Source organism: Pseudomonas sp. NMI760_13, assembly GCF_021283245.1.
In the GTDB taxonomy this organism is placed as follows: domain Bacteria; phylum Pseudomonadota; class Gammaproteobacteria; order Pseudomonadales; family Pseudomonadaceae; genus Aquipseudomonas; species Aquipseudomonas peradeniyensis.
On the sequence record NZ_JAJSRC010000029.1, the window covers coordinates 65,017 to 84,641 of the forward strand.

16 protein-coding genes, 1 other RNA gene and 1 pseudogene are annotated in these 19,625 nt (G+C 57.5%); 10 read left to right on the forward strand and 8 right to left on the reverse strand.

The features are described 5' to 3' along the window. The first annotated feature begins 38 nt into the window (after positions 1-38). The 4 genes from accB (at position 39) to ssrA (ending at position 2,926) form a co-directional block, all read left to right on the forward strand. Positions 39-506, forward strand: coding sequence for an acetyl-CoA carboxylase biotin carboxyl carrier protein (gene accB / locus LU671_RS23785; protein ID WP_203650309.1), 468 nt, complete (start codon positions 39-41; stop codon positions 504-506). Positions 507-523: 17 nt separating this feature from the next. Then, entirely contained in the window at positions 524-1,879 is a 1,356-nt protein-coding gene (gene accC / locus LU671_RS23790) for an acetyl-CoA carboxylase biotin carboxylase subunit (protein ID WP_046854114.1), read from the forward strand. A 251-nt stretch (positions 1,880-2,130) separates the two neighbouring features. Next, complete coding sequence (locus LU671_RS23795; protein ID WP_023631557.1) at positions 2,131-2,424, forward strand: hypothetical protein; 294 nt, start codon at positions 2,131-2,133, stop codon at positions 2,422-2,424. A 105-nt stretch (positions 2,425-2,529) separates the two neighbouring features. Further along, positions 2,530-2,926, forward strand: a transfer-messenger RNA (tmRNA) gene (gene ssrA, locus LU671_RS23800). Between the two features lie 48 nt (positions 2,927-2,974). On the opposite strand, the gene LU671_RS23805 is transcribed toward ssrA, so the two are convergent. From LU671_RS23805 to LU671_RS23830, 6 genes and pseudogenes are all read right to left on the reverse strand, one after another. Further along, positions 2,975-3,223, reverse strand: coding sequence for a hypothetical protein (locus tag LU671_RS23805; RefSeq protein ID WP_232857084.1), 249 nt, complete (start codon positions 3,221-3,223; stop codon positions 2,975-2,977). Between the two features lie 501 nt (positions 3,224-3,724). Beyond that, complete coding sequence (locus LU671_RS23810; RefSeq protein WP_232857085.1) at positions 3,725-6,847, reverse strand: type I restriction endonuclease subunit R; 3,123 nt, start codon at positions 6,845-6,847, stop codon at positions 3,725-3,727. Between the two features lie 186 nt (positions 6,848-7,033). After that, positions 7,034-7,972 (reverse strand): COG2958 family protein, encoded by a 939-nt coding sequence (locus tag LU671_RS23815; protein ID WP_232857086.1) that lies wholly within the window; start codon positions 7,970-7,972, stop codon positions 7,034-7,036. 1 nt (position 7,973) lies between these two features. Continuing rightward, positions 7,974-9,320, reverse strand: a complete 1,347-nt coding sequence (locus LU671_RS23820; RefSeq protein ID WP_232857087.1) for a restriction endonuclease subunit S — start codon at positions 9,318-9,320, stop codon at positions 7,974-7,976. Next, positions 9,310-11,043: a class I SAM-dependent DNA methyltransferase gene (locus tag LU671_RS23825; protein WP_232857088.1), complete on the reverse strand. Its 1,734-nt coding sequence runs from the start codon at positions 11,041-11,043 to the stop codon at positions 9,310-9,312. Before LU671_RS23825 ends, LU671_RS23820 begins: the two co-directional genes overlap by 11 nt. A 409-nt stretch (positions 11,044-11,452) precedes the next feature. Next, a pseudogene (locus LU671_RS23830) lies at positions 11,453-11,833 on the reverse strand (transposase); the annotation flags it as partial. 214 nt (positions 11,834-12,047) lie between these two features. Between LU671_RS23830 and LU671_RS23835 the strand changes: the two are divergent. The 4 genes from LU671_RS23835 to LU671_RS23850 all read left to right on the forward strand — a co-directional run bounded on the left by LU671_RS23835 (position 12,048) and on the right by LU671_RS23850 (position 15,807). After that, positions 12,048-12,206, forward strand: a complete 159-nt coding sequence (locus LU671_RS23835) for a hypothetical protein (RefSeq protein WP_232857089.1) — start codon at positions 12,048-12,050, stop codon at positions 12,204-12,206. Beyond that, positions 12,203-12,787, forward strand: a complete 585-nt coding sequence (locus LU671_RS23840; RefSeq protein ID WP_232857090.1) for a restriction endonuclease subunit S — start codon at positions 12,203-12,205, stop codon at positions 12,785-12,787. The genes LU671_RS23835 and LU671_RS23840 overlap by 4 nt, the downstream gene beginning before the upstream one ends. Continuing rightward, positions 12,784-14,154, forward strand: a complete 1,371-nt coding sequence (locus LU671_RS23845) for an N-6 DNA methylase (protein WP_232857092.1) — start codon at positions 12,784-12,786, stop codon at positions 14,152-14,154. The genes LU671_RS23840 and LU671_RS23845 overlap by 4 nt, the downstream gene beginning before the upstream one ends. 171 nt (positions 14,155-14,325) lie before the next feature. After that, complete coding sequence (locus LU671_RS23850; RefSeq protein WP_232857094.1) at positions 14,326-15,807, forward strand: DUF726 domain-containing protein; 1,482 nt, start codon at positions 14,326-14,328, stop codon at positions 15,805-15,807. A gap of 204 nt (positions 15,808-16,011) precedes the next feature. Here the strand turns inward: LU671_RS23850 and LU671_RS23855 are convergent, their stop codons facing one another. Next, positions 16,012-16,971 (reverse strand): AraC family transcriptional regulator ligand-binding domain-containing protein, encoded by a 960-nt coding sequence (locus tag LU671_RS23855; RefSeq protein ID WP_232857096.1) that lies wholly within the window; start codon positions 16,969-16,971, stop codon positions 16,012-16,014. 68 nt (positions 16,972-17,039) lie between these two features. On the opposite strand from LU671_RS23855, the gene LU671_RS23860 reads away from it, so the two are divergent. Both LU671_RS23860 and LU671_RS23865 read left to right on the forward strand, forming a co-directional pair. Beyond that, entirely contained in the window at positions 17,040-17,891 is an 852-nt protein-coding gene (locus tag LU671_RS23860; RefSeq protein ID WP_232857098.1) for a sterol desaturase family protein, read from the forward strand. Beyond that, complete coding sequence (locus LU671_RS23865; protein WP_232857100.1) at positions 17,888-18,484, forward strand: NADPH-dependent FMN reductase; 597 nt, start codon at positions 17,888-17,890, stop codon at positions 18,482-18,484. The genes LU671_RS23860 and LU671_RS23865 overlap by 4 nt, the downstream gene beginning before the upstream one ends. A gap of 50 nt (positions 18,485-18,534) precedes the next feature. On the opposite strand, the gene LU671_RS23870 is transcribed toward LU671_RS23865, so the two are convergent. After that, the gene (locus tag LU671_RS23870) at positions 18,535-19,284 is read right to left on the reverse strand and encodes a class I SAM-dependent methyltransferase (protein WP_232857101.1); all 750 of its coding nucleotides are present in this window, start codon (positions 19,282-19,284) and stop codon (positions 18,535-18,537) included. Positions 19,285-19,625: the final 341 nt, after the last annotated feature.

Sequence of the window (19,625 nt, forward strand, 5' to 3'; positions counted from 1 at the left end):
AAATACGTCCCCGACCGAACCTTGGGAGTTGATGATTAATGGATATCCGTAAAGTCAAGAAGCTGATCGAACTGCTGGAAGAGTCTGGCATCGACGAACTGGAGATCAAGGAAGGCGAAGAGTCCGTTCGCATCAGCCGTCACAGCAAGACCCCGGCCGGCGCCCAGTACTTCGCCGCCCCGGCCCCGATGGCCGCTCCGGTTGCCGCTGCTGCACCTGTTGCCGCCGCCGCTCCAGCCGCTGAAGCCGCTGCCGCTGCTCCGGCCCTGAAAGGCACCGTGGTTCGCTCGCCAATGGTCGGTACCTTCTACCGCAAGCCTTCGCCAACTTCGCCAAACTACGCCGAAGTCGGCCAGGCCGTGAAGAAAGGCGACACCCTGTGCATCGTCGAAGCCATGAAGATGATGAACCACATCGAATCCGACATCGGCGGTGTGATCGACGCCATCCTCGTGGAAGACGGCCAGCCGGTTGAGTACGACCAGCCGCTGTTCACCATCGTTTGATTCGCGGAGAACCAACGATGTCTGGGAAACTTGAAAAAGTCCTGATCGCCAACCGTGGGGAAATTGCCCTGCGGATCCTGCGTGCCTGCAAAGAGCTGGGCATCAAGACCGTCGCCGTGCACTCCACGGCCGACCGTGAACTGATGCACCTGGGCCTGGCAGACGAGTCGGTCTGCATCGGCCCTGCATCGTCCAAGGACTCCTACCTGCACATCCCGGCGATCATCGCCGCCGCCGAAGTGACAGGTGCCACCGCCATCCACCCAGGCTACGGCTTCCTCGCGGAAAACGCCGATTTTGCCGAGCAGGTGGAAAATTCCGGCTACATCTTCATCGGCCCGAAAGCCGACACCATTCGCCTGATGGGCGACAAGGTGTCGGCCAAGGACGCGATGATCAAGTCGGGCGTACCGACCGTGCCGGGCTCCGACGGCCCGCTGCCGGAAGACCCGGAAACCGCGCTGGCGATCGCCCGCGAGGTCGGTTACCCGGTGATCATCAAGGCCGCTGGCGGCGGCGGTGGTCGCGGCATGCGCGTGGTGCACAAGGAAGAAGACCTGATCGAATCGGCCAAGCTGACCCGTACCGAAGCCGGTGCCGCGTTCGGCAACCCGATGGTCTACCTGGAGAAGTTCCTGACCAACCCACGTCACGTGGAAGTCCAGGTACTGTCCGACGGCCAGGGCAACGCCGTGCACCTGGGCGACCGTGACTGCTCGCTGCAGCGCCGTCACCAGAAGGTCCTGGAAGAAGCCCCGGCCCCGGGCATCGACGAGAAGGCCCGTCAGGAAGTCTTCAAGCGTTGCGTCGACGCGTGCATCGAGATCGGCTACCGCGGTGCCGGTACCTTCGAGTTCCTGTACGAGAACGGCCGCTTCTACTTCATCGAGATGAACACCCGCGTCCAGGTCGAGCACCCGGTTTCGGAAATGGTCACCGGCATCGACATCGTCAAGGAGATGCTGAGCATCGCCGCTGGCAACAAGCTGTCGTTCCGCCAGGAAGACGTGGTGATCCGCGGTCACTCGCTGGAGTGCCGGATCAACGCCGAAGACCCGAAGAAGTTCATCCCGAGCCCAGGCAAGGTGAAGCACTTCCACGCCCCGGGCGGCAACGGCGTGCGCGTCGATTCGCACCTGTACAGCGGCTACTCGGTTCCGCCGAACTACGATTCGTTGATCGGCAAGCTGATCACCTACGGCAAGGACCGCGACGAAGCCATGGCGCGCATGCGCAATGCCCTGGACGAGATCGTCGTCGACGGCATCAAGACCAACATCCCGCTGCACCGCGACCTGGTGCGTGATGAAGGTTTCTGCAAAGGCGGCGTCAACATCCACTACCTCGAGCACAAACTGGCCAACCAGGAGTGATCGCGTTAGCGTGATGAAAAAGCCCCGGCCCCGTGCCGGGGTTTTTTTTGCCCTTCAGAAGGCCCGTTCGGCCGCTTTAATGGAACAAAACAAAATTCTTTGATTTGACTCCGGCAGCGTGGGAGCGCGGCCCCCAGGGCTGGGCGATCTCCTACAGGTATCGCGTCCCCCCAACAACCCAATGGAACCCCGCCCAAACCCACGCAGTCCACCGATCAGGCCAACCTCTCAAGGCCTCAAAGGAGACTCCCATGAAAGGCACTGCGCTATCCGCCCTGTTCGCGGCCGCCACCCTGCTGGCCTCGCCTGTGTTCGCCGCCGACGACCTGTGCGCTATGAACCTGCAGAAGATCGACGACAGCATGGCCACCGCCGGCGCCACCTCCGAAGGCCTGGACAAGGCCATCACCGAGCATGTGGACCAGGCCAAGGCCGCCCAGGCAAAAGGCGATACCAAGGAATGCATCGCCATCACCAGCAAGGTACTCGAGCGCCTGGAGAAGACCGAGAAAGGCAGTGGCTCGGCCGGTGGCAGCGGTACTTGAGCCCTGCGCCAGCGCGGGCGGCCGAACCATCTGTCGACGCCGCCCGTGTAAGCGCGTATACTCGGTCTTGCGTGCTGAAAAGCGCGTTCAGCTAGAGCTGAGTGTGGGGCCGATTAGGATTCGACGCCGGTAGCGAAACTCTAGGTGCATGCCGAGTTGGTAACAGAACTCGTAAATCCACTGTTGCAACTTTCTATAGTTGCCAATGACAATGACTACGGCATGGAGAAAATGGCCGCTTAATGCGGTCACTTGACCCACTGCTTCTGGTAGCTTCGGCTCCAGCAATCATCAGGGGATGCCTGTAAACCCGAAATGATTGTCATACAGAACAGGATCGTCGTGCAGCACGTTGGGGGCGAAGCGACTAAAACTTACCCAACTCATCCAAAGCACCCTGCCCGTCGGGCGGCTGCGGATTAAATCAGTAGACACGGCTAAGCATGTAGTACCGACAGCGGAGTACTGGCGGACGGGGGTTCAAATCCCCCCGGCTCCACCAAATCCTAAGAAGAAGACGCCCTAGGGCGTCTTTTTTTGTGCCTGGGATTCAGTGCCTCGGCGGCAGCACGCCGTCGCCGCTCCCCTCCTCCTTCATCGCCTCCAGCTTGCAGAACTGCTCGCTGGCCAGCCGGCTGATTATTCGGATCGCCTGATGAATACCGGCTGTGTTGCGGAAGCTCAGTTGCGGGTTGTGCTCGCACTCCAGCACCTCGTCATGCTGGACCAGCGCCTCGCCAAGCAGTTCGAGGGTCCAGACGTAGCTCTGGAGGGTAGACAGGCGTTCATGGTCAGACATGGGGCACCTCACGGTTGGCACGGATGGCGAGGGACTGGCTGTCGCTCGGGTAGAAGGTTGGGGATGGGCTGGCCGCGGGGGTTGGGCGGTGGAGAGCGGATGCGAGGATCCTGCTCAGAATGCGAATAAGCATGCATGAGACTCCAAGTTTGAGATTGGAGCTACCACGATCCTTCCTACGGGATTGGGTGGCAGCTATGTGTGGGGTAGGAATACCGGGAAACTTGGAACCCGGCCAGGCCGAAGCCTGCCCACACACAGCCGCCATGACATCGCAGCAGACGCAAAAAAGGCGCCAGCCGTTATGATGGGGCGCCTAGTGCGAGCGCCAAGTTTACCAGCAGGTTCCTACACCTGGTCGCAGAATTTGCTGCGACTTGGGGAATGTAGCCTTAGGGCGGATCTGTTCGCAACAGATAGCGTGGAAGGAAATTTCCTAAAAGGGGGTAGTTTGACCAATTAGCCCCTAAGGCGACCGCTGTGGCATTGATGGACCCTCAACTAAAACCACGCCTCACAGAGCGTTTCGGCTTGATTTAGGATCAGTTGCGTAGCCCCTTCCTCCTGATCAGGCGGATATTTGTACTTACGCAGGATCCGCCGCACCAGAATGCGTAGTTTGGCCCGTACGCTTTCGCGGCTGCTCCAATCAACGCTGACGTTAGCCCGCAGGCTGGCGGTTAGCTCGTGGGCGATTTTGGCCAGGATCTCATCGCCCAGCTCGCGCACAGAGGCCTCGTTCTTGGCCAAGGCATCGTAGAACGCCAGTTCGTCATCGTTGAGCCCCAAGGCATTGCCACGCAGACTGGCGGCAGCGAACTTCTTGGCCATCTCGATTAACTCTTCAATGACCTGAGCGGTTTCGATTGAGCGATTTTGGTAACGTTTGATCACATTGGCCAATAGTTCAGAGAATTTCTTCTCCTGTGTCAGGTTGGTGCTGTAACGACTTTTGATTTCACCTTCAAGCAAACGCTCCAATAGTTCGACCGCTAGGTTCTTCTCCGGCAGGTTGCGCACCTCGGCGAGAAACGCATCATCAAGCAGGCCGATATTGGGCTTGTCCAGGCCCACTGCCTCGAAGATGTCTACCACCTCTCCGGAGGCCACCGCATTACCGATAATCTGGCGGATGGCCAACTCACGTTCTTCGTCTGTCTTTTTCTGCTGACTGACTTCACGCTTGATTAAGATCACCTTGATCGCCTGGAAGAACGCCACTTCCTCGCGAACAGCCTTGGCTTCATCCAGGGTGCAGCACAGGGAGAAAGCTTTGCTCATGGCCAGTGCGTTGTCGGCAAAACGCTTCTTGCCGTCTTTCAGGCCCAACACATGGTTGGCGGCGCCAGCCAGCAGCTTGTGCCCGCCGGTGAGGAAATCGCTGTAGTCAAAGCCATGCAGCAGGCTACGCAGGACGTCGAGCTTCTCCTCCAGCACTGCATAGGCTTCATGGGCATCCACGGTAGGTCGGCCCTTGCCCTTACTGCCGGTGTACTCCTTAAGTGCAGCTTTCAGCTCATTGGCGATACCGATGTAATCCACCACCAAACCGCCCTGCTTGTCCTTGAATACGCGGTTTACTCGGGCGATGGCCTGCATCAGGTTGTGGCCCTTCATCGGTTTGTCCACGTACAGGGTATGAACGCACGGCGCATCGAAGCCAGTCAGCCACATATCACGAACGATCACCAACTTGAGCGGGTCTAGGGGATCCTTGAAGCGTTTTTCCAAGCGTTTTTTGACCTGGCCGGGATAGATGTGCGGCCGTAGCAAGGCCTTGTCCGAGGCGCTGCCGGTCATGATGATCTTGATCGCGCCTTTCTCTGGATCGTCGTCGTGCCACTCAGGACGCAAGGCGACAATTTCGTTGTACAGGTGCACACAGATATCGCGGCTCATGGCCACCACCATCGCTTTGCCGGGCATCTGCCCCACACTCACCATGCCCTGATTACGCTCCTCGAAATGCTTGACCAGGTCAGCGGCCACGCTACGAACACGTGGTTCTGCACCAACCACTCGCTCCAGGGCGGCCCAACGACTTCTCAGCTTGGCCTGCTGGTCGTCCTCCTCATCTTCGGCCAGTTCATCGACCTGCTCGTCAATCGCTGGCAGCTCACTCTCTTTCAAGGACAGCTTGGCCAGACGCGACTCGTAGTAGATGGCAACGGTCGCACCGTCTTCAGTGGCCTGCTGCATATCGTAGACGTGGATGTATTCACCGAAAACCGAGCGGGTGTCGCGGTCTTCGCTGGATACCGGGGTGCCAGTAAAGGCCACGAAGGTGGCGTTCGGTAGCGCATCGCGCAGGTGCTGGGCATAGCCCACCTGGTAACGGGTTCGGCTCTCGGCGGCCTGCAGTACCTCCGAGGTTTTCAGCTCGGCGCCAAATCCGTACTGAGTGCGATGCGCTTCGTCGGCGATGACCACGATGTTCGGGCGCTCGGACAGCACCGGGAAGGTGTCTTCGTCCACACCAGGCATGAATTTCTGGATGGTGGCGAAGACAATACCGCCGCTCGGCCGATTGGCCAGTTTACGGCGTAAGTCACCGCGTGACTCCACCTGGACGGGTTGTTCGCGCAGTAGATCCTGAGACAGCGAGAACACCCCGAACAACTGGCCATCCAGGTCGTTCCGATCAGTGATCACCACGATGGTTGGGTTCTCCATCGCCGCCTCTTGCATCACACGGGCAGCGAAGCACGTCATGGTAATGCTCTTGCCCGAGCCCTGGGTGTGCCAGACAACTCCCCCCTTGTGGGTGCCACCGGGACGCGAGGCGGTGACGACCTGCTGAATGGCGGCGCGCACGGCGTGGAATTGGTGATAGCCGGCAATCTTTTTCACCAACCGGCCGTCATCCTCGAACAACACAAAGTAGCGCAGATAATCGAGCAGCACCGCCGGAGCCAAGGCACCACGCACCAGGGTCTCCAGTTCGTTGAACTGACCCAACGGATCAAGTGTTTGGCCGTCGATGGTACGCCAGTTCATGAAACGCTCGGCATCGGCGGACAGGGAGCCCATCCTTGCTTCGCTACCGTCAGAAATCACCAGGATTTCGTTGTACTGGAACAGATCGGGAATCTGCTCCTTGTAGGTCTGGATCTGATCGAAGGCTTTGCCCAGGTCGGCCTTCACATCCGCCGGATTCTTAAGTTCCAGCAGTACCAATGGCAGGCCGTTGACGAACAGGATGATGTCCGGACGCCGGGTATGTTTCGGCCCCTGAATGCTGAACTGATTGATGGCCAGCCAATCGTTGGCCTTCACCTCGACCCAGTCGATCAGGCGCACGAAATCGCCACGGGTTTCGCCGTCCTTTTGATACTGCACCGGCACGCCGCTGACCAACAGGCGGTGGAACAAGCGGTTGGCCGACAGCTGTACCGGCAGGCCCAGTTCCTGAACCTGTTTGAGGGCATCCTCTCGTGCGACCAGCGGCACCGTGGGGTTGAGCTTGGCGATGGCGCTGCGCAAGCGCTCGACCAAGAGCACCTGACGGTAGTTGTCACGTTCCGGGTTCTCGCCGTCATAGGCGATAGTCGGGCCGTACACATGGCGGTAGCCCACCTCTGCCAGCCAGCCGAGGGTTTCCTGCTCCAATTGGTCTTCGGTCATTCCACTTCACTTCCTGTGTTCCGTTACCCGGCAAGCTGCGCCCCGAGCTCGACAATACTCGGCAGGTTGCGGTCCAAGGTTCCGGGCAAATCGTATAAAAGTTGGTATTTGGCGGCACCGACGGATTTGTCGATACCAGCTAGCGTGTATTCGGCCACCACCTGCCCAGTAATAACGCTAGTTTCATCAATCGCGAGCTTCCCACTCCCTGGCCGCTATTTCGCCAGTCTGATGGAAGCGCCGTACGCGGCCTAGAAACTCGGCGAAGTCAGCATTTTCTGCCGTTAGCCGGTTGCACATATCCCAGTCGACTTCACTTCGTTCGCGAGCTGGGATCAGAATCTGGCTTTCCGTCGGGCTCTGTACGTCTAGCTGAATCACACCAATGCCATGTGAAGCGGCGAGCATGCGCAACTCTTTGAGTGTGCCGTCGCCCTCTACTGTGGCGGCTACCAGATAGCCGAAATGCGCCCAAGAGGAGTTGGACACGGCCTGAAAGAAACTCTTGCGCGCGTTGGAGCGGTTGAGCAGCAACTTGACTTCGAAGGACCACAATCGAGCACGGCGATCACCCAACACACGGACGCAGTCACGCAAATCTGACGTCCAGTCGGCCGTCAGGTCTTCCAGACCGACCAGATCTGGATGCAGCCATTCGTTGCCCCCAGTGCCCGCACGGTTGGACGAACGTTTTTCGTTGATCCGCATCGCGTACACGCGCTGCTCGTCGGTCAGCAGGTACTCCGCCAAATACGGATAGAGCGCATGCTCACGCAGCGGCGATGGCTCAGGCAGGTCTGATGCAACGAGGGTGACCCCTTCAGCAGCCGCCACCTCAGCGTTGGCATCCATCTCCGACCAGTAATAGTGACGTGGTCGTCCTTCGGTCGTTTTTAGTTGCGGGTGCATCTGCTGCCATCGCGGGCGTGAGCCAGAGATCTCTGCCACCAGTTGCTGCACCAGATCATTGTCAGTCTGGATGTAGCTGGCACTGCCGGCTTTCTTAACCGCGCATTCGGCAGGAAACTGCTCGAATATCCATTGAGCCAGCTCGCGGGCGGTTTGCTGGGTATCGGGCAGGTTCTGTAGCCGTTCGATGACACGTTGCCGCAGATTCAGTGCCATCTCAGACTGCCTCCGACAACATGGTCTCTATGGCGGCTTCCACTTCCGGCAGGCGCAGCTTGCCGGAGATCAGGCGCGGCAGTAGAGCGTCACGGAGCTGGGTGAGAGTTTGGGCTTTCTTTAGATTCTCCTTTATCCGCTCCATCATTGGAGAGAGGGTAGTTTCGAACTCACAGATAATCCGCTCACTTGGGTAAACGATAGAAACCCCAGCTAAAGTGTCGCGAGTGATGGTATCGAACACTGACCCATGCGCACGCTGCTTTAGAGACTCCACGAGACGATATGTATTAAAATAAGTGAAATACGAATCGCCAGCTCTACCACACAAGCCATAACACGATTGATTCATTGCCATATTTCGCCCAACAAGCGCTAGTCGACCGACTGTACCTCGCGCGGAAATAATGGTTGTACCTGCTGGCAGAAGTTTGGTTGCGGAGTTATTCAGCCCAGCAGCGGTGATGTGCTTTTCAGTGTCGATGACAAACACATCTGATTTTTTTGGTGCGTCGACAACGGAGAACCAAGGAATATCACCACCCCAATAGTCAGCGACGGAAGTCTTTGGCGTACCGCCACCAATTACAACGATTGTTTCAGTGAAAGGCACTGTCTTCCAAGACTTTGGCACCAACCCCAGCTCAGACTCTTCAAAACTGTCCGGAAATAACGCCGCAGTCACCGCATCCATACCTCCCGGCTCAAGCCCTTCGGCCTTGGCCCGTACCGGGTCGAAATCGATAAACCAGGATTTGAATAGCGCCTGGGCGATGGCTTCCAAGGTAGTATTGGTTTCGCGAAGCAGGGTGATGCGGTCGTCGAGAGCTCCAAGAGTCGCAGCGATACTAAGTTGTGCTTTTAGGGGCGGCAGATTGATCGGAACAGCTGAGAGAATTCCGGTGTTCAAGTTTGGCATGGTCGCGCCGACGGCATGACGAATCAGCCACTCTTTAGTTTCTGGAAGCCGAAGACAATACGATATAAATTTTGCGTCTGCAATCGTTTCATCTCCCAACCTAACTTTTAGACAGCCGGTCCCACAGAGCCATCCTACTTCATGCGGGCGAACCAGCGCACTCTTGGTTACATCTCCACGACGGCTGAATACTATATCTCCGATTCTTAACTTATGCTGAGATAAGCGCTCAACATCAAAGCTATCAATACGGGCTATGCCGCCCTCATCAATTCCGCCTTCACTAATATTAGTTGGCATCACGACAGGGATGCCAAGCTCCTTGTAATCTGACGTATGCAGTTGACTACCGAAAGGGCCCGTCTGGATAGCCCCACCTTGAGCCCCACAAATTTCCCCTAATGTCGTATTCAGCCACTCAAAACTCATAGCCCAGCCCCCCCAACTTCTGGCGAATCAACTGATCGAGCTCGGCGCCCTTGGCCAGTTGCTCGCCCAACAGCGCAGTAAGACTCTGCATCTTGACGGCAAAGGCTTCGTCGTGATCCTCGACGACCTCAGCGCCGACATAACGGCCAGGGGTCAATACATGACCATGCTCTGCGATTTCCGCTAGGGGCACGCTACGGCAGAAACCAGCCACATCGGCGTAATCGCCTATTTCACTCCCCTCATCCAACGGCACACCGCGCCAACTTGCCACAGTCTGGGCAATGCGTTCGATGTCGCTATCGAGCAGCTCGATCTGCACTCGGCTGATATTGGTGCCGAGCTTGCGTGCGTCGATAAACAGCACCTCGCCAGGGCGTTTGGTTTTCTGCTTGGCCAAGAACCAAAGGCAGGCCGGGATCTGCGTGTTGAAGAACAGCTGACCAGGCAGCGCGACCATGACTTCGACCACATCGGCCTCGACCATGGCCCGACGAATTTCGCCTTCGTTGTTCTGGCTGGAGCTCATCGAGCCATTGGCCAGGACGATGCCGGCACGACCACTAGACTTGAGGTGGAACAGCATGTGCTGCAGCCAGGCGTAGTTGGCGTTGCCGGCGGGCGGCGTGCCGTAGACCCAGCGCGAATCGCCGTCGAGGCTCTTATGCCACCAGTCGCTGACGTTGAACGGCGGGTTGGCCAGGACGAAATCGGCGCGTAGGTCACTGTGCTGGTTGCGCACGAAGGTATCACCCGGCTCTTTGCCAAGATTGAAGTCGATGCCGCGGATCGCCAGGTTCATTGCCGCCAGACGCCAGGTGGTCGGGTTGGACTCCTGGCCGTAGATCGACACGTCGCCCAGCTTGCCACCGTGTGCCTCGATGAATTTTTCCGACTGCACGAACATGCCGCCGGAGCCACAGCACGGGTCGTAGACCTTGCCGTGGTGCGGATTGAGCACGGCGACAAGAGTCTTGACGATGCTCGCCGGGGTGTAGAACTGGCCACCCTTCTTGCCCTCGGCGCTGGCGAACTGGCCAAGGAAGTATTCATAGACTTGGCCGAGCAGGTCGCGAGCGACGTTGGCGTCACCACCAAAACCAATGGTCGAGATCAGGTCGACCAACTCGCCGAGCTTGCCATCCGGCAACTGGACGCGGGCATAGCGCTTGTCGAGGATGTTCTTCAGCGACGGGTTTTCCGCTTCGATGGCGGCTAGCGCCTCGTCGATAAGCTTGCCGATGTCGACCTGCTTGGCGGCGGCCCGGAGCGATTCCCAACGAGCCGCTTCCGGTACCCAGAACACGTTGACTTCTTTGTAGTAGTCGCGCTCCTCCAGTTCCCCAGCCAGGTCGTCGGGATCATCACTGCCCAGGTAGTAATCATCCGCGGCGTCGGCAAAGCGACGCTCCAGCTCGGCACGGCGGCCGGCGAAGCTGTCGGAGATGTACTTGAGGAAGATCAGGCCAAGAACGATGTGCTTGTACTCGGCAGCGTCCATGTTGGCGCGCAGCTTGTCGGCGGTGGCCCACAGAGTCTTTTCCAGATCCTGTAGGGTGCTGCTGGTGGCGCTGACGGCGGCCTTGCGCCCGCGTTTCTTTTTTGCCGGTTCCAATTCTGGCCCGGCCTCGACTTCGTTCGGCGACAGGCGAGTGCGGGCCTGCTTGAGTGCCTGTTCAGCGAGGCTGTTGGCGACCTGATCGGTCCCCTTTTTATCCGACATGGACTGTTCCCTACATACGACGCAGATGAATTGCGTGATAAAAAATGAAAACCCGGTCACAGGGGCCTGGGCGAAGATAGCTGCATGATACCGGGGCAGATAGCTTTCAGTTCAACTTCCTCGGCATGATCGACACCCTAGCGGCGTCAGCATATGCGACCGAAGATGCAAATTTTTGCGCACAGTAGGTCGTTGAGCTGCCAGCGCCAAGACTGGACGTGCCCACAGGTAAGCAATCCAGGCATACCCCGCTGGCGATACTGCGCTAGGTACGCCTCAGCTGGCGAGAACGCCCGCATTTGCAAATGCTGCGATGAACAGTCCGTACACATAATTGACATATCACTGGGTATAAAAACCCGCTGACCAAGAAATCTTGAAGCAAGGATACGTCAAAGTTGCCTTGCACTCTGCTTTGTCCAAGTGCGTGCTCCGTTGGTTCTTCAGCCCCTTCTTTGCCTGCACCGGCAAAGGCCCGGCTAGCCCTTATCGCTGTTGAATCGATGCGCTAGGTGTTCAAGTCAATCAGGCCCTGTGCATTGATCTTGAGGTGTAACCGCTTGAGCATCTTGTTGAAGGCTCCTTGGTTTCACCTGTCTCGAAATCCCTGGTAGACCGTCGATCAAGGCCCGAATCGTTCAGGCATGTCCCGCCAGGTTGCACCGGAGCACAGCACCTGTTGAGCAGCAGGCGATCGTCAACTCTTGGACGCCCAGTACGCCGATGTACGGTGAAAAGATCAGCGATCAATCTCCCATTCTCCGTCGGAAAATTCGTACCGCTTGGACATGGCAGAATCCTTCGCCTAAAAGGCGAGAACCCTAAAAAATCAGGCCTCCAGAGGCTTCGGTCAGGTTTCAAGGGTCTTCATCAAGAGCCTAAAGCCTGCGACCGCACTCGCGCAGTACCACCGGTACTGTTGACACTGCACAAGGAGCTGCCTATAGTAGCGACAATAAAGCAGTACTGGCGATACTGCTAAACATAACACCTAGGAGGGACACATGAAAAAAGCGAAGCTCTGCCTGATTTTACCTTGGCTGTGGCTGTTTCAGGATTTCAGTCTCTCCTACCAGCACACCACACCTAACACAGGCTCCAGCGTCTCAATTGAGGTAAAATCTCATTTGCGGCAGCCTATGAAAGCGGGAATATTTCATTGAATACCCAAAAACTATCCGATTTGATGGATGTCCGTGCAGGCCATACCTTCAGAGGTAAGGCAGAGGACACTGGTCGTATCGACGGCTACAAAGTAGTCCAGATCAAGGATATCCGTGAGGGAGGCGTAGACTTTTCAACTCTCCCCTTCGCTGATCTGGAGCCAGGCAAAGCAAAAAATACTTTAGAGTCCGGTGACATACTTATTCCTCTGCGCGGGAATAGAATTGAAGCAGCTCTGATCACACTACCTGATGATACCCTCGTTATCACAACGAACCAAGTCGCCATACTTAGTTCACCTAGCGGCGGTGTTGATCCTGCGTTCATTTGCTGGTACCTCAACTCGAGTGAAGGACGCACTCAAATATCACGCCTAAAAGCTGGCACTGCCATATCCAATATTAGCTTAAGAGATCTAGTCAACCTCCAGGTCCCCATGCCCAGCCTGAAAGTCCAGGACAGGATAGGAAAATCTTATAATAACTGGCAAGCCCAGAAGTTAGTTCTCCAATCGCTGACTAACAATGGCGAAAAAATCCTAGACGCTTTTTGCAGCAAACTATTGAGGGAAGACTCATGAATAACTCTGACCACCCTTACATAAACGCCATCATATCGGAACTTCGAGCCAACACTGGGCTAGACACTCAAGAGCTTCGGGATTTCGTCATAAGCGTATTTTTCGTTTATTTCGTCGCCCTTCGACCGCACAATCACGATAGGCGGGCAGACTTAGTACGGCCTATACTTATTCATGGCGAAGCTAGCATGGCTGGTAGTTTATTGCATGCAGCAGAGACCATTGATCATGCATACAATAATGAACTAGGTCTCCTAGACAGCATAAAACCACTACTCTCACGACTTGAGAAAAACTTCACACAGCCGCTAGTAGATGCATGCTTAAAGCTGCACTACCTAGTATTGAGTATTGAAACAGCTGGTTCCGGCGGGCAACATTTCGAGCAAATTATTCAAAATTTTTCTGAGGTACTAGGAAAGAGGGCCGACGAAGCCTACACACCTCGTGAAGTAGTCGATATGATGGTGGGGATCGTCGAGCCAAACGCCGGAGAGAGCGTATATGATCCTACTTGCGGGTCCGGTGGATTCCTAATATCCGCGCACATTAAAGCTCTTGAAAACAACAACAGCGAGCCTGTCAAAATTTACGGACGAGATATAAATATATCCGCCACAAGAATTGCAAAAATCAACTGCATTGTACACGGCATTCTCGACAGTGATATTAGTCTGTCTGACTCACTTCGCACGGTCGAGGACTCTACTTACGACATCGTACTCGCCAACCCTCCATTCTCCATGACTGTAGGAACTTACACACCTAAAGACTCCTTCAGCTATTTTGACTTTGGCTCCCCCCCTGCAAACAATGCTGACTATGCATTTATACAGATGATTATTAAATCGCTTAAACCGGGAGGAAGAGCTGCTGTACTGGTCTCTCATGGTGTGCTTTTCCGGGGGGGAGCAGAGGGCGATATTCGAGCAAATATCGTTCGAGCTGGCATCATCGATTCAATCATTTATTTACCTCCTGGACTGCTAAAAAACACTGCGATTCCGACAGCCATTCTTGTACTTAGAAAATCAGCCACTTCGCGCAACTCTATCCTACTAATTGATGCTACCGAAGCAAGAAAGCATAATAACCTCAACCTTTCCAACCCAATAAACTCAGCCCTGAAACCAGCCTTAGATCTTTATAAGTCCCGGGAAAATCTAGATGGCATCTCAAAGGTTGTTACGCTGGAAGAAATCGAGAAGAACGACTACAATTTAAACTCAGCAAGATATCTCACCAAGCAGGACGCTCAGAGAGAATCATTAGAGGAATTAACCAGGAAACAATTAGAGCTTGAGGTTAACTTAGCAAATTTGCAAATTGAGTTCAAAAAACTACTAGACAGCAATACTGCTCCCTAATGCTGAACAAATAGAACACCTACCCTTAATTACCCAGCACTGCGAGCCCCCCTTAAAGCATTCGCCATTTAAATAACACTGGACAATCCTACATGTCACCTGCAATGCAGTTTACATAAAAACAAAAAGCACCACAAACTCGCTGATTTAATTATTCACTGAGCCAACCGCGTGGACCACAACTTCAAATTCCTCACCCTTCCCCACCGCTCCGGCGAGGTCGCGAACGTCTTCATCCACGGCTACTCGGCCGGCCACGACATGGAAGACCGCTGCAAACTGCGCAAGTACATTCCCACGTCCCTGCACAACTGCATCAATATCTTCGCCTTCTGGCCCTCCGGCCACTGGGCGCAGTTCGACAGTGCCTCCAGCGGTGGCGTGGCAGCGCTCGCCCGGATCAACGCGCTGGCCGGCGCGGGAGCCGCAGCGATCGATCGCGCCATGCACTTCAACTCGAGCCGCAACCGCGCTACCGAGATGGGCAAACAGCTGCTCGGGCAACTTGAGCGTTACCTGCTCAAGCATCACCCGTACGTGTCGAAGGTCAATCTGGTCGGGCATTCGCTTGGCGGTAGGGTCGTGGTCAGTGCCTTGCTCGACTTGCTGGATAAACCCGCTCATGAAGGCCTCGAAGTGGGCGAGGTGCTGTTGATGGCGGCGGCGGCCGAGCTGTCTGCAGAACAGGCGCAAGCCATCCAGCAACGCACCAAGTGCAAGCTGTACAACGCCTACTCCGAGGATGATCTCGTCCTGCGTTTCAACTTTGGGGAAAGCAGCATTGGCCGCCGGCCAATAACTCCGTGCAAGCATGAACATATTCACGATGTGTCCATGGCTCAGTTCGGTCATACCGACTATTGGCCACGCCTGGAAGAGGTACTGCGTGCGTCACGCTTCCATGGCTACACAGGCGGCCTGCCACGTTCGAATCAACCTGAGCCGGTCGACGAGGCCCCAGACCCCGTCGAGACCGACTACCTGCTCCACGATCTCCTCGAACTGACCAGTCCCGCCATACGCGGTCAAGTCGCCAAGCACCTGCGCAGTAGCAGTTGGACGACGCTGGAAGCTAAACCTGATCAATACCCGTTGACCCAGGAACTCCAACTGCTGGGCGGGCACTGCCTGGTCAACCTGGCACGAGGCCGGGGCCTCAAGTACGTGCAGATCCTGCTCATGCTGGCACAGCACTATGGCCTGGTGAACGAGCTGCACGACTGTGCCCAGGTGGTGGAAATGGAGGCGCTGCTGATCAGCAAATGCTTCCACTCTGCATTTGGCGAAAAGCATGTGCTTGCCTCGCGGCAGGATATCGTCCAGCACCTGGACGCGATGACCGAGCAAGGCTATTTCGAACAGGTCGACGCGCTGGCCGCGAGCCTTACCGTAACTTCCTACTTCTCGACACCCAAGGCACCCGCACCGGCGTATCGCAAAAGCGATTCGACCTTGCCGAGCGGCAGCACGGAAATCGCGCTCGCCTCGACCTCCGCGCTGTCATCGCTGAGCGGCCTGGTCCCGACCGAACGTATCAAGGCTGCGGTGACCAATCTGAAGAGCGCGATCAAACCGGGCTATTCGGCGCTGATCCCCGCCGTCGCGATCCTGTTCTACGCACGTCTGAAGCTGAACAACGAAGGTCTGCTCTGATACCACTGGACAGCCTGGCCCAGATATCTCTGTAGGAGATCGCCCAGCCCATCGGGCTGCGCTGTCGCGCAGGGAACTGTTATCTCTGTGCCCGCGAAGCAGGTGCCGTGGTGCCTGGCACCGGCTTCGCCGGTGTTCGCGGCTAAAGCCGCTCCCACAGGGTCAAGCTAAATCAATGGGTTACATGTTGTTCCATAGGAGCGGCTAGAGCGACCGCCAGCGCTTGCGCGCATGGACATAAGCCGCCAGGTCACTGTAGCCAAGCTGTGCAGCAATCTGCGCTCGGCTATCCCCCTGCATCTCCAGATACTGCTCAAGCTCCGCACGCACCCGATCGAGCAGCACACGAAAACTGGTCCCCTCATCCTCCAGCCGCCGACGCAAGGTACGCGCACTCTGATGAAGGTCCTGTGCCTGAGCCTCCAAGGTAAGCGATCGGCCCGTAATGAGGCCCTGGCGAATGCCCTGGGCGACCCGAGCCGACCAGCCACTGAGCTGGGACTGCTGCGCCAACCGACGCTCCAGCTCCTGGCTCACCACATCCATCATCCCGGCATGCTGGGTCAGCAATGGCATCTCCAGCTGGGCTCGATTGAAGTACAAGCGGTTGTACCCGCAGTCGAACTGGATATCTTCACCAAACCACTCGCGGTACTCCGGGTAGTACGCTGGCCGACGGTGAGCGAAGCACGCCCGCTGCGGCACGACCGCCGCGCCCATCCCCACGCCCATCACGCTGAGGGACATCACACTGTAGTGCTCGACCATATAACGCACCAGGCTGGCTGGCGCATCGATACGCAATTCCACCCCGAGGCAATCACCCTCCTCGACCAGCGCCAGGGTGTCCATGTCCGATGCCAGCCGGGCATAGCGCGCCCAGAAGTGGATGGCCTCGGCCAGCGTGGCGCTGTACAGGCAGCCCTGGGCCAGCACATGCCAGTCCTGGCGGCTGAAGTGCGAGAACAGGTGCAAGCCGATCGCCGGATCATGGCTGGCCGCCTTGGCCCAAAGCTGCTCCAGCGCAAGCATGCTGTAATTGCTGCGCGCCTTCAGCGAATGCGTCTGAAGGTAGCGCTCCAGCACCCGGCCGAGCGGGCCGCGGTGGAATCGCTCGGGCGATGGGTTGGCCGGTTCTCGGGTGATTCTGTCCGTTTCGCGCATATCGTCTGACGGCTTCGTGAATTCTTATGGGTGGGCACCGCCTTGATCGGCACCCACCGGAGAATGCCATGAGCACAACAATAACAAACAGCCCGATACCGATTATTCTCGCCATCCTGATCGGCTTCATCCTCCTTGAAATCACCTGCGCCTGCTTCCGTCAGCCCCGCGGCAAACGCCGGGACGCGATCATCGAGATCGTCGGCAGCGCCCTGCTGATGGTGGTCACCCTGCCGTTGGTCACGTTCCTCAGCAACAGCCTGCTGGAACACTTCGCGCCGCAACTGAAGGGCAGCCTCGCCGGCCTGCACTGGGTGCTTGGGCTCGTCCTGTTCCTGGTGCTGGACGACATGACCCAGTACTGGTGGCATCGCCTCAGCCACAAGGTGCCCCTGCTCTACTCGCTGCACCGTGCGCACCATTCAGCGCCCTACATGAGCATCCGTATCGTTTATCGCAACAACAGCTTCTATTACCTGCTGATGCCCGGCCTGTGGTTTAGCGGGGCGCTGATCTACCTGGGGTTGGCGCCTGTGTACTTCGGCTACCTGATCGTCAAGATGCTGGTCATCTTCGGCGCCCACAGCAGCGTGCCCTGGGATGACAAGCTTTACCGCATACGCGCACTGCGGCCCATGATGTGGCTGCTGGAACGGACCATTTCCACCCCCGCGACCCACTCGGCGCATCACGGCCTGAGCGCCGATGACGGAGTGACGCATTACAAGGGCAACTTCGGCAACCTGCTGTTCTTCTGGGACGTGCTGTTCGGCACGGCAAAGATCACCCGCCGCCGCCCACAACATTACGGTATCGAAGGCATGCGCCCGGTCAGCTGGCAGGAGGAGCTGTTCTGGCCGCTGGTACGTGGCAAGTCGACCAGCATGTCGACTGAATCGGATCAGGAGCTGGCCAAATGAGCCTGAATATCGTACTCGTGGCCGGCTCCAGCCAGCCGGACAGCCAGTCGGCGAAGGTGGCTACCTTTTTCGCCCAACGCCTGCAGGCATTGCAACTGAGCAAACTGCCGAGGGTGATCGATCTAGGGCGTGCGCCACTGCCGTTGTGGCCAGCCAAGGATGAACACGGACTCTGGGCCGAGTATGCAGCCCTGCTGCGTGAAGCCGATGCCCTGGTGGTGCTGACCCCGGAATGGCACGGCATGGCCTGCCCGGCGTTGAAGAACCTGTTCGTCTACGCCGGCTACCGCGAGTTGGGGCACAAGCCGGCACTGCTGGTCGGGGTGTCCTCTGGCCAGGGCGGGAGCTACCCGCTGTCTGAATTGCGTGCGTCCAGCTACAAGAATTGCCGCATCTGCTACCTGCCCGAGCAGTTGATCGTGCGCCAGGTGGAGGACGTGATGAATGGGCCGGAAAGTGCCAGTTCGCAAGACCTGCGCATTCGTCGCCGGGCCGACTGGGCGCTTCAGGTACTGGGCGAATATGCCAGGGCGCTCAGGGGGATGAATGAGCGCGTCGAAATGCAGGAGCCGGAATTCGCCAACGGGATGTGAGGGTTGATGGCCGCTATCGATCGATAGCGGCTGCCTCGGCCTGCGCCCGCTTAACGCCTCGCTTCAATGAGATGACGGGTCGAATGCGCGACAAAAGGCTCGCACTGGCGCATCCGGCTATCCAGGGTCAGCAGTTCAGCGCGGTACTTATCCACAGAGAAGTCCGGCACCCACCATACGCATTTGCGAAGAATCCACACGACTGCGCCGACGTCATGGAACAGCATGCGGCAACGGGCTGTGCGCAGGTCAATCACCGTCAGCCCGGCTGCCTGTGCTGCTGCCACTTCGTCCTGTGGATCGCGCATTTGCCGCTCACGCGGCAATGGCCCCAGGAAATGCTCGATCAGCTCGAAGGCCGAGGCTGGCCCTACGTGCTGGGCGAAGTAATGCCCGCCAGGCCGGAGGACGCGATGAATCTCGGGCCAGTCCGGTTGTACAGGGTGACGTGAGGTGACTAGCTCGAATGAGGCGTCGGCGAATGGGAGTGCGGTACCGGGTGCAACCTGCACGACTTCAACGCCGCGTTGTTCCAGGCGCTCGTGCGCCTTGCGGGCGTTGGGGGGCCAGGCTTCAGTTGCGCACATGAGGGGTGGAAAGTGCGGTGCCTCATCCAGTACCTCACCGCCGCCGGTGTCGAGGTCCAGCGCTGCGCTGACGGCCCCCAGGCGCTGCGCAAGGAGCTGGGCATAGGCCCAAGGTGGGCGCTGCTCGGAGGCGCGTCCTGCCAGCCAGTCGAAGCCCCAGCCGGTCACATCGGCTGCGTTGGCTTCGGCTATCAGGTCGTCGAAGGGTTTCATTCGGTGGTCCAGGTTAATGCTTGTGGTCGGGCCAGTATAAGTCGGGTAGGAGCGGCCTTGTGCCGCGAAAGGGGCGCGTAGCGGCCCCGGGGTTTCAGTGTTGGTGCGCGGTCTCTGTAGAGGACCACCGTGGGAGCGGGCTTGCCCCGCGATTAGGCCAGATCAGGCAGTGATGTTATCCGGGTGTGCGTCATCGCGGGGCAAGCCCGCTCCCACGCCAGATTTCTTTACCAGGATGGAAAAGACAAAACCCCTACCTGCTCACGCAGATAGGGGTTTTGCGAAATGAATCTTGACGATGACCTACTCTCACATGGGGAAACCCCACACTACCATCGGCG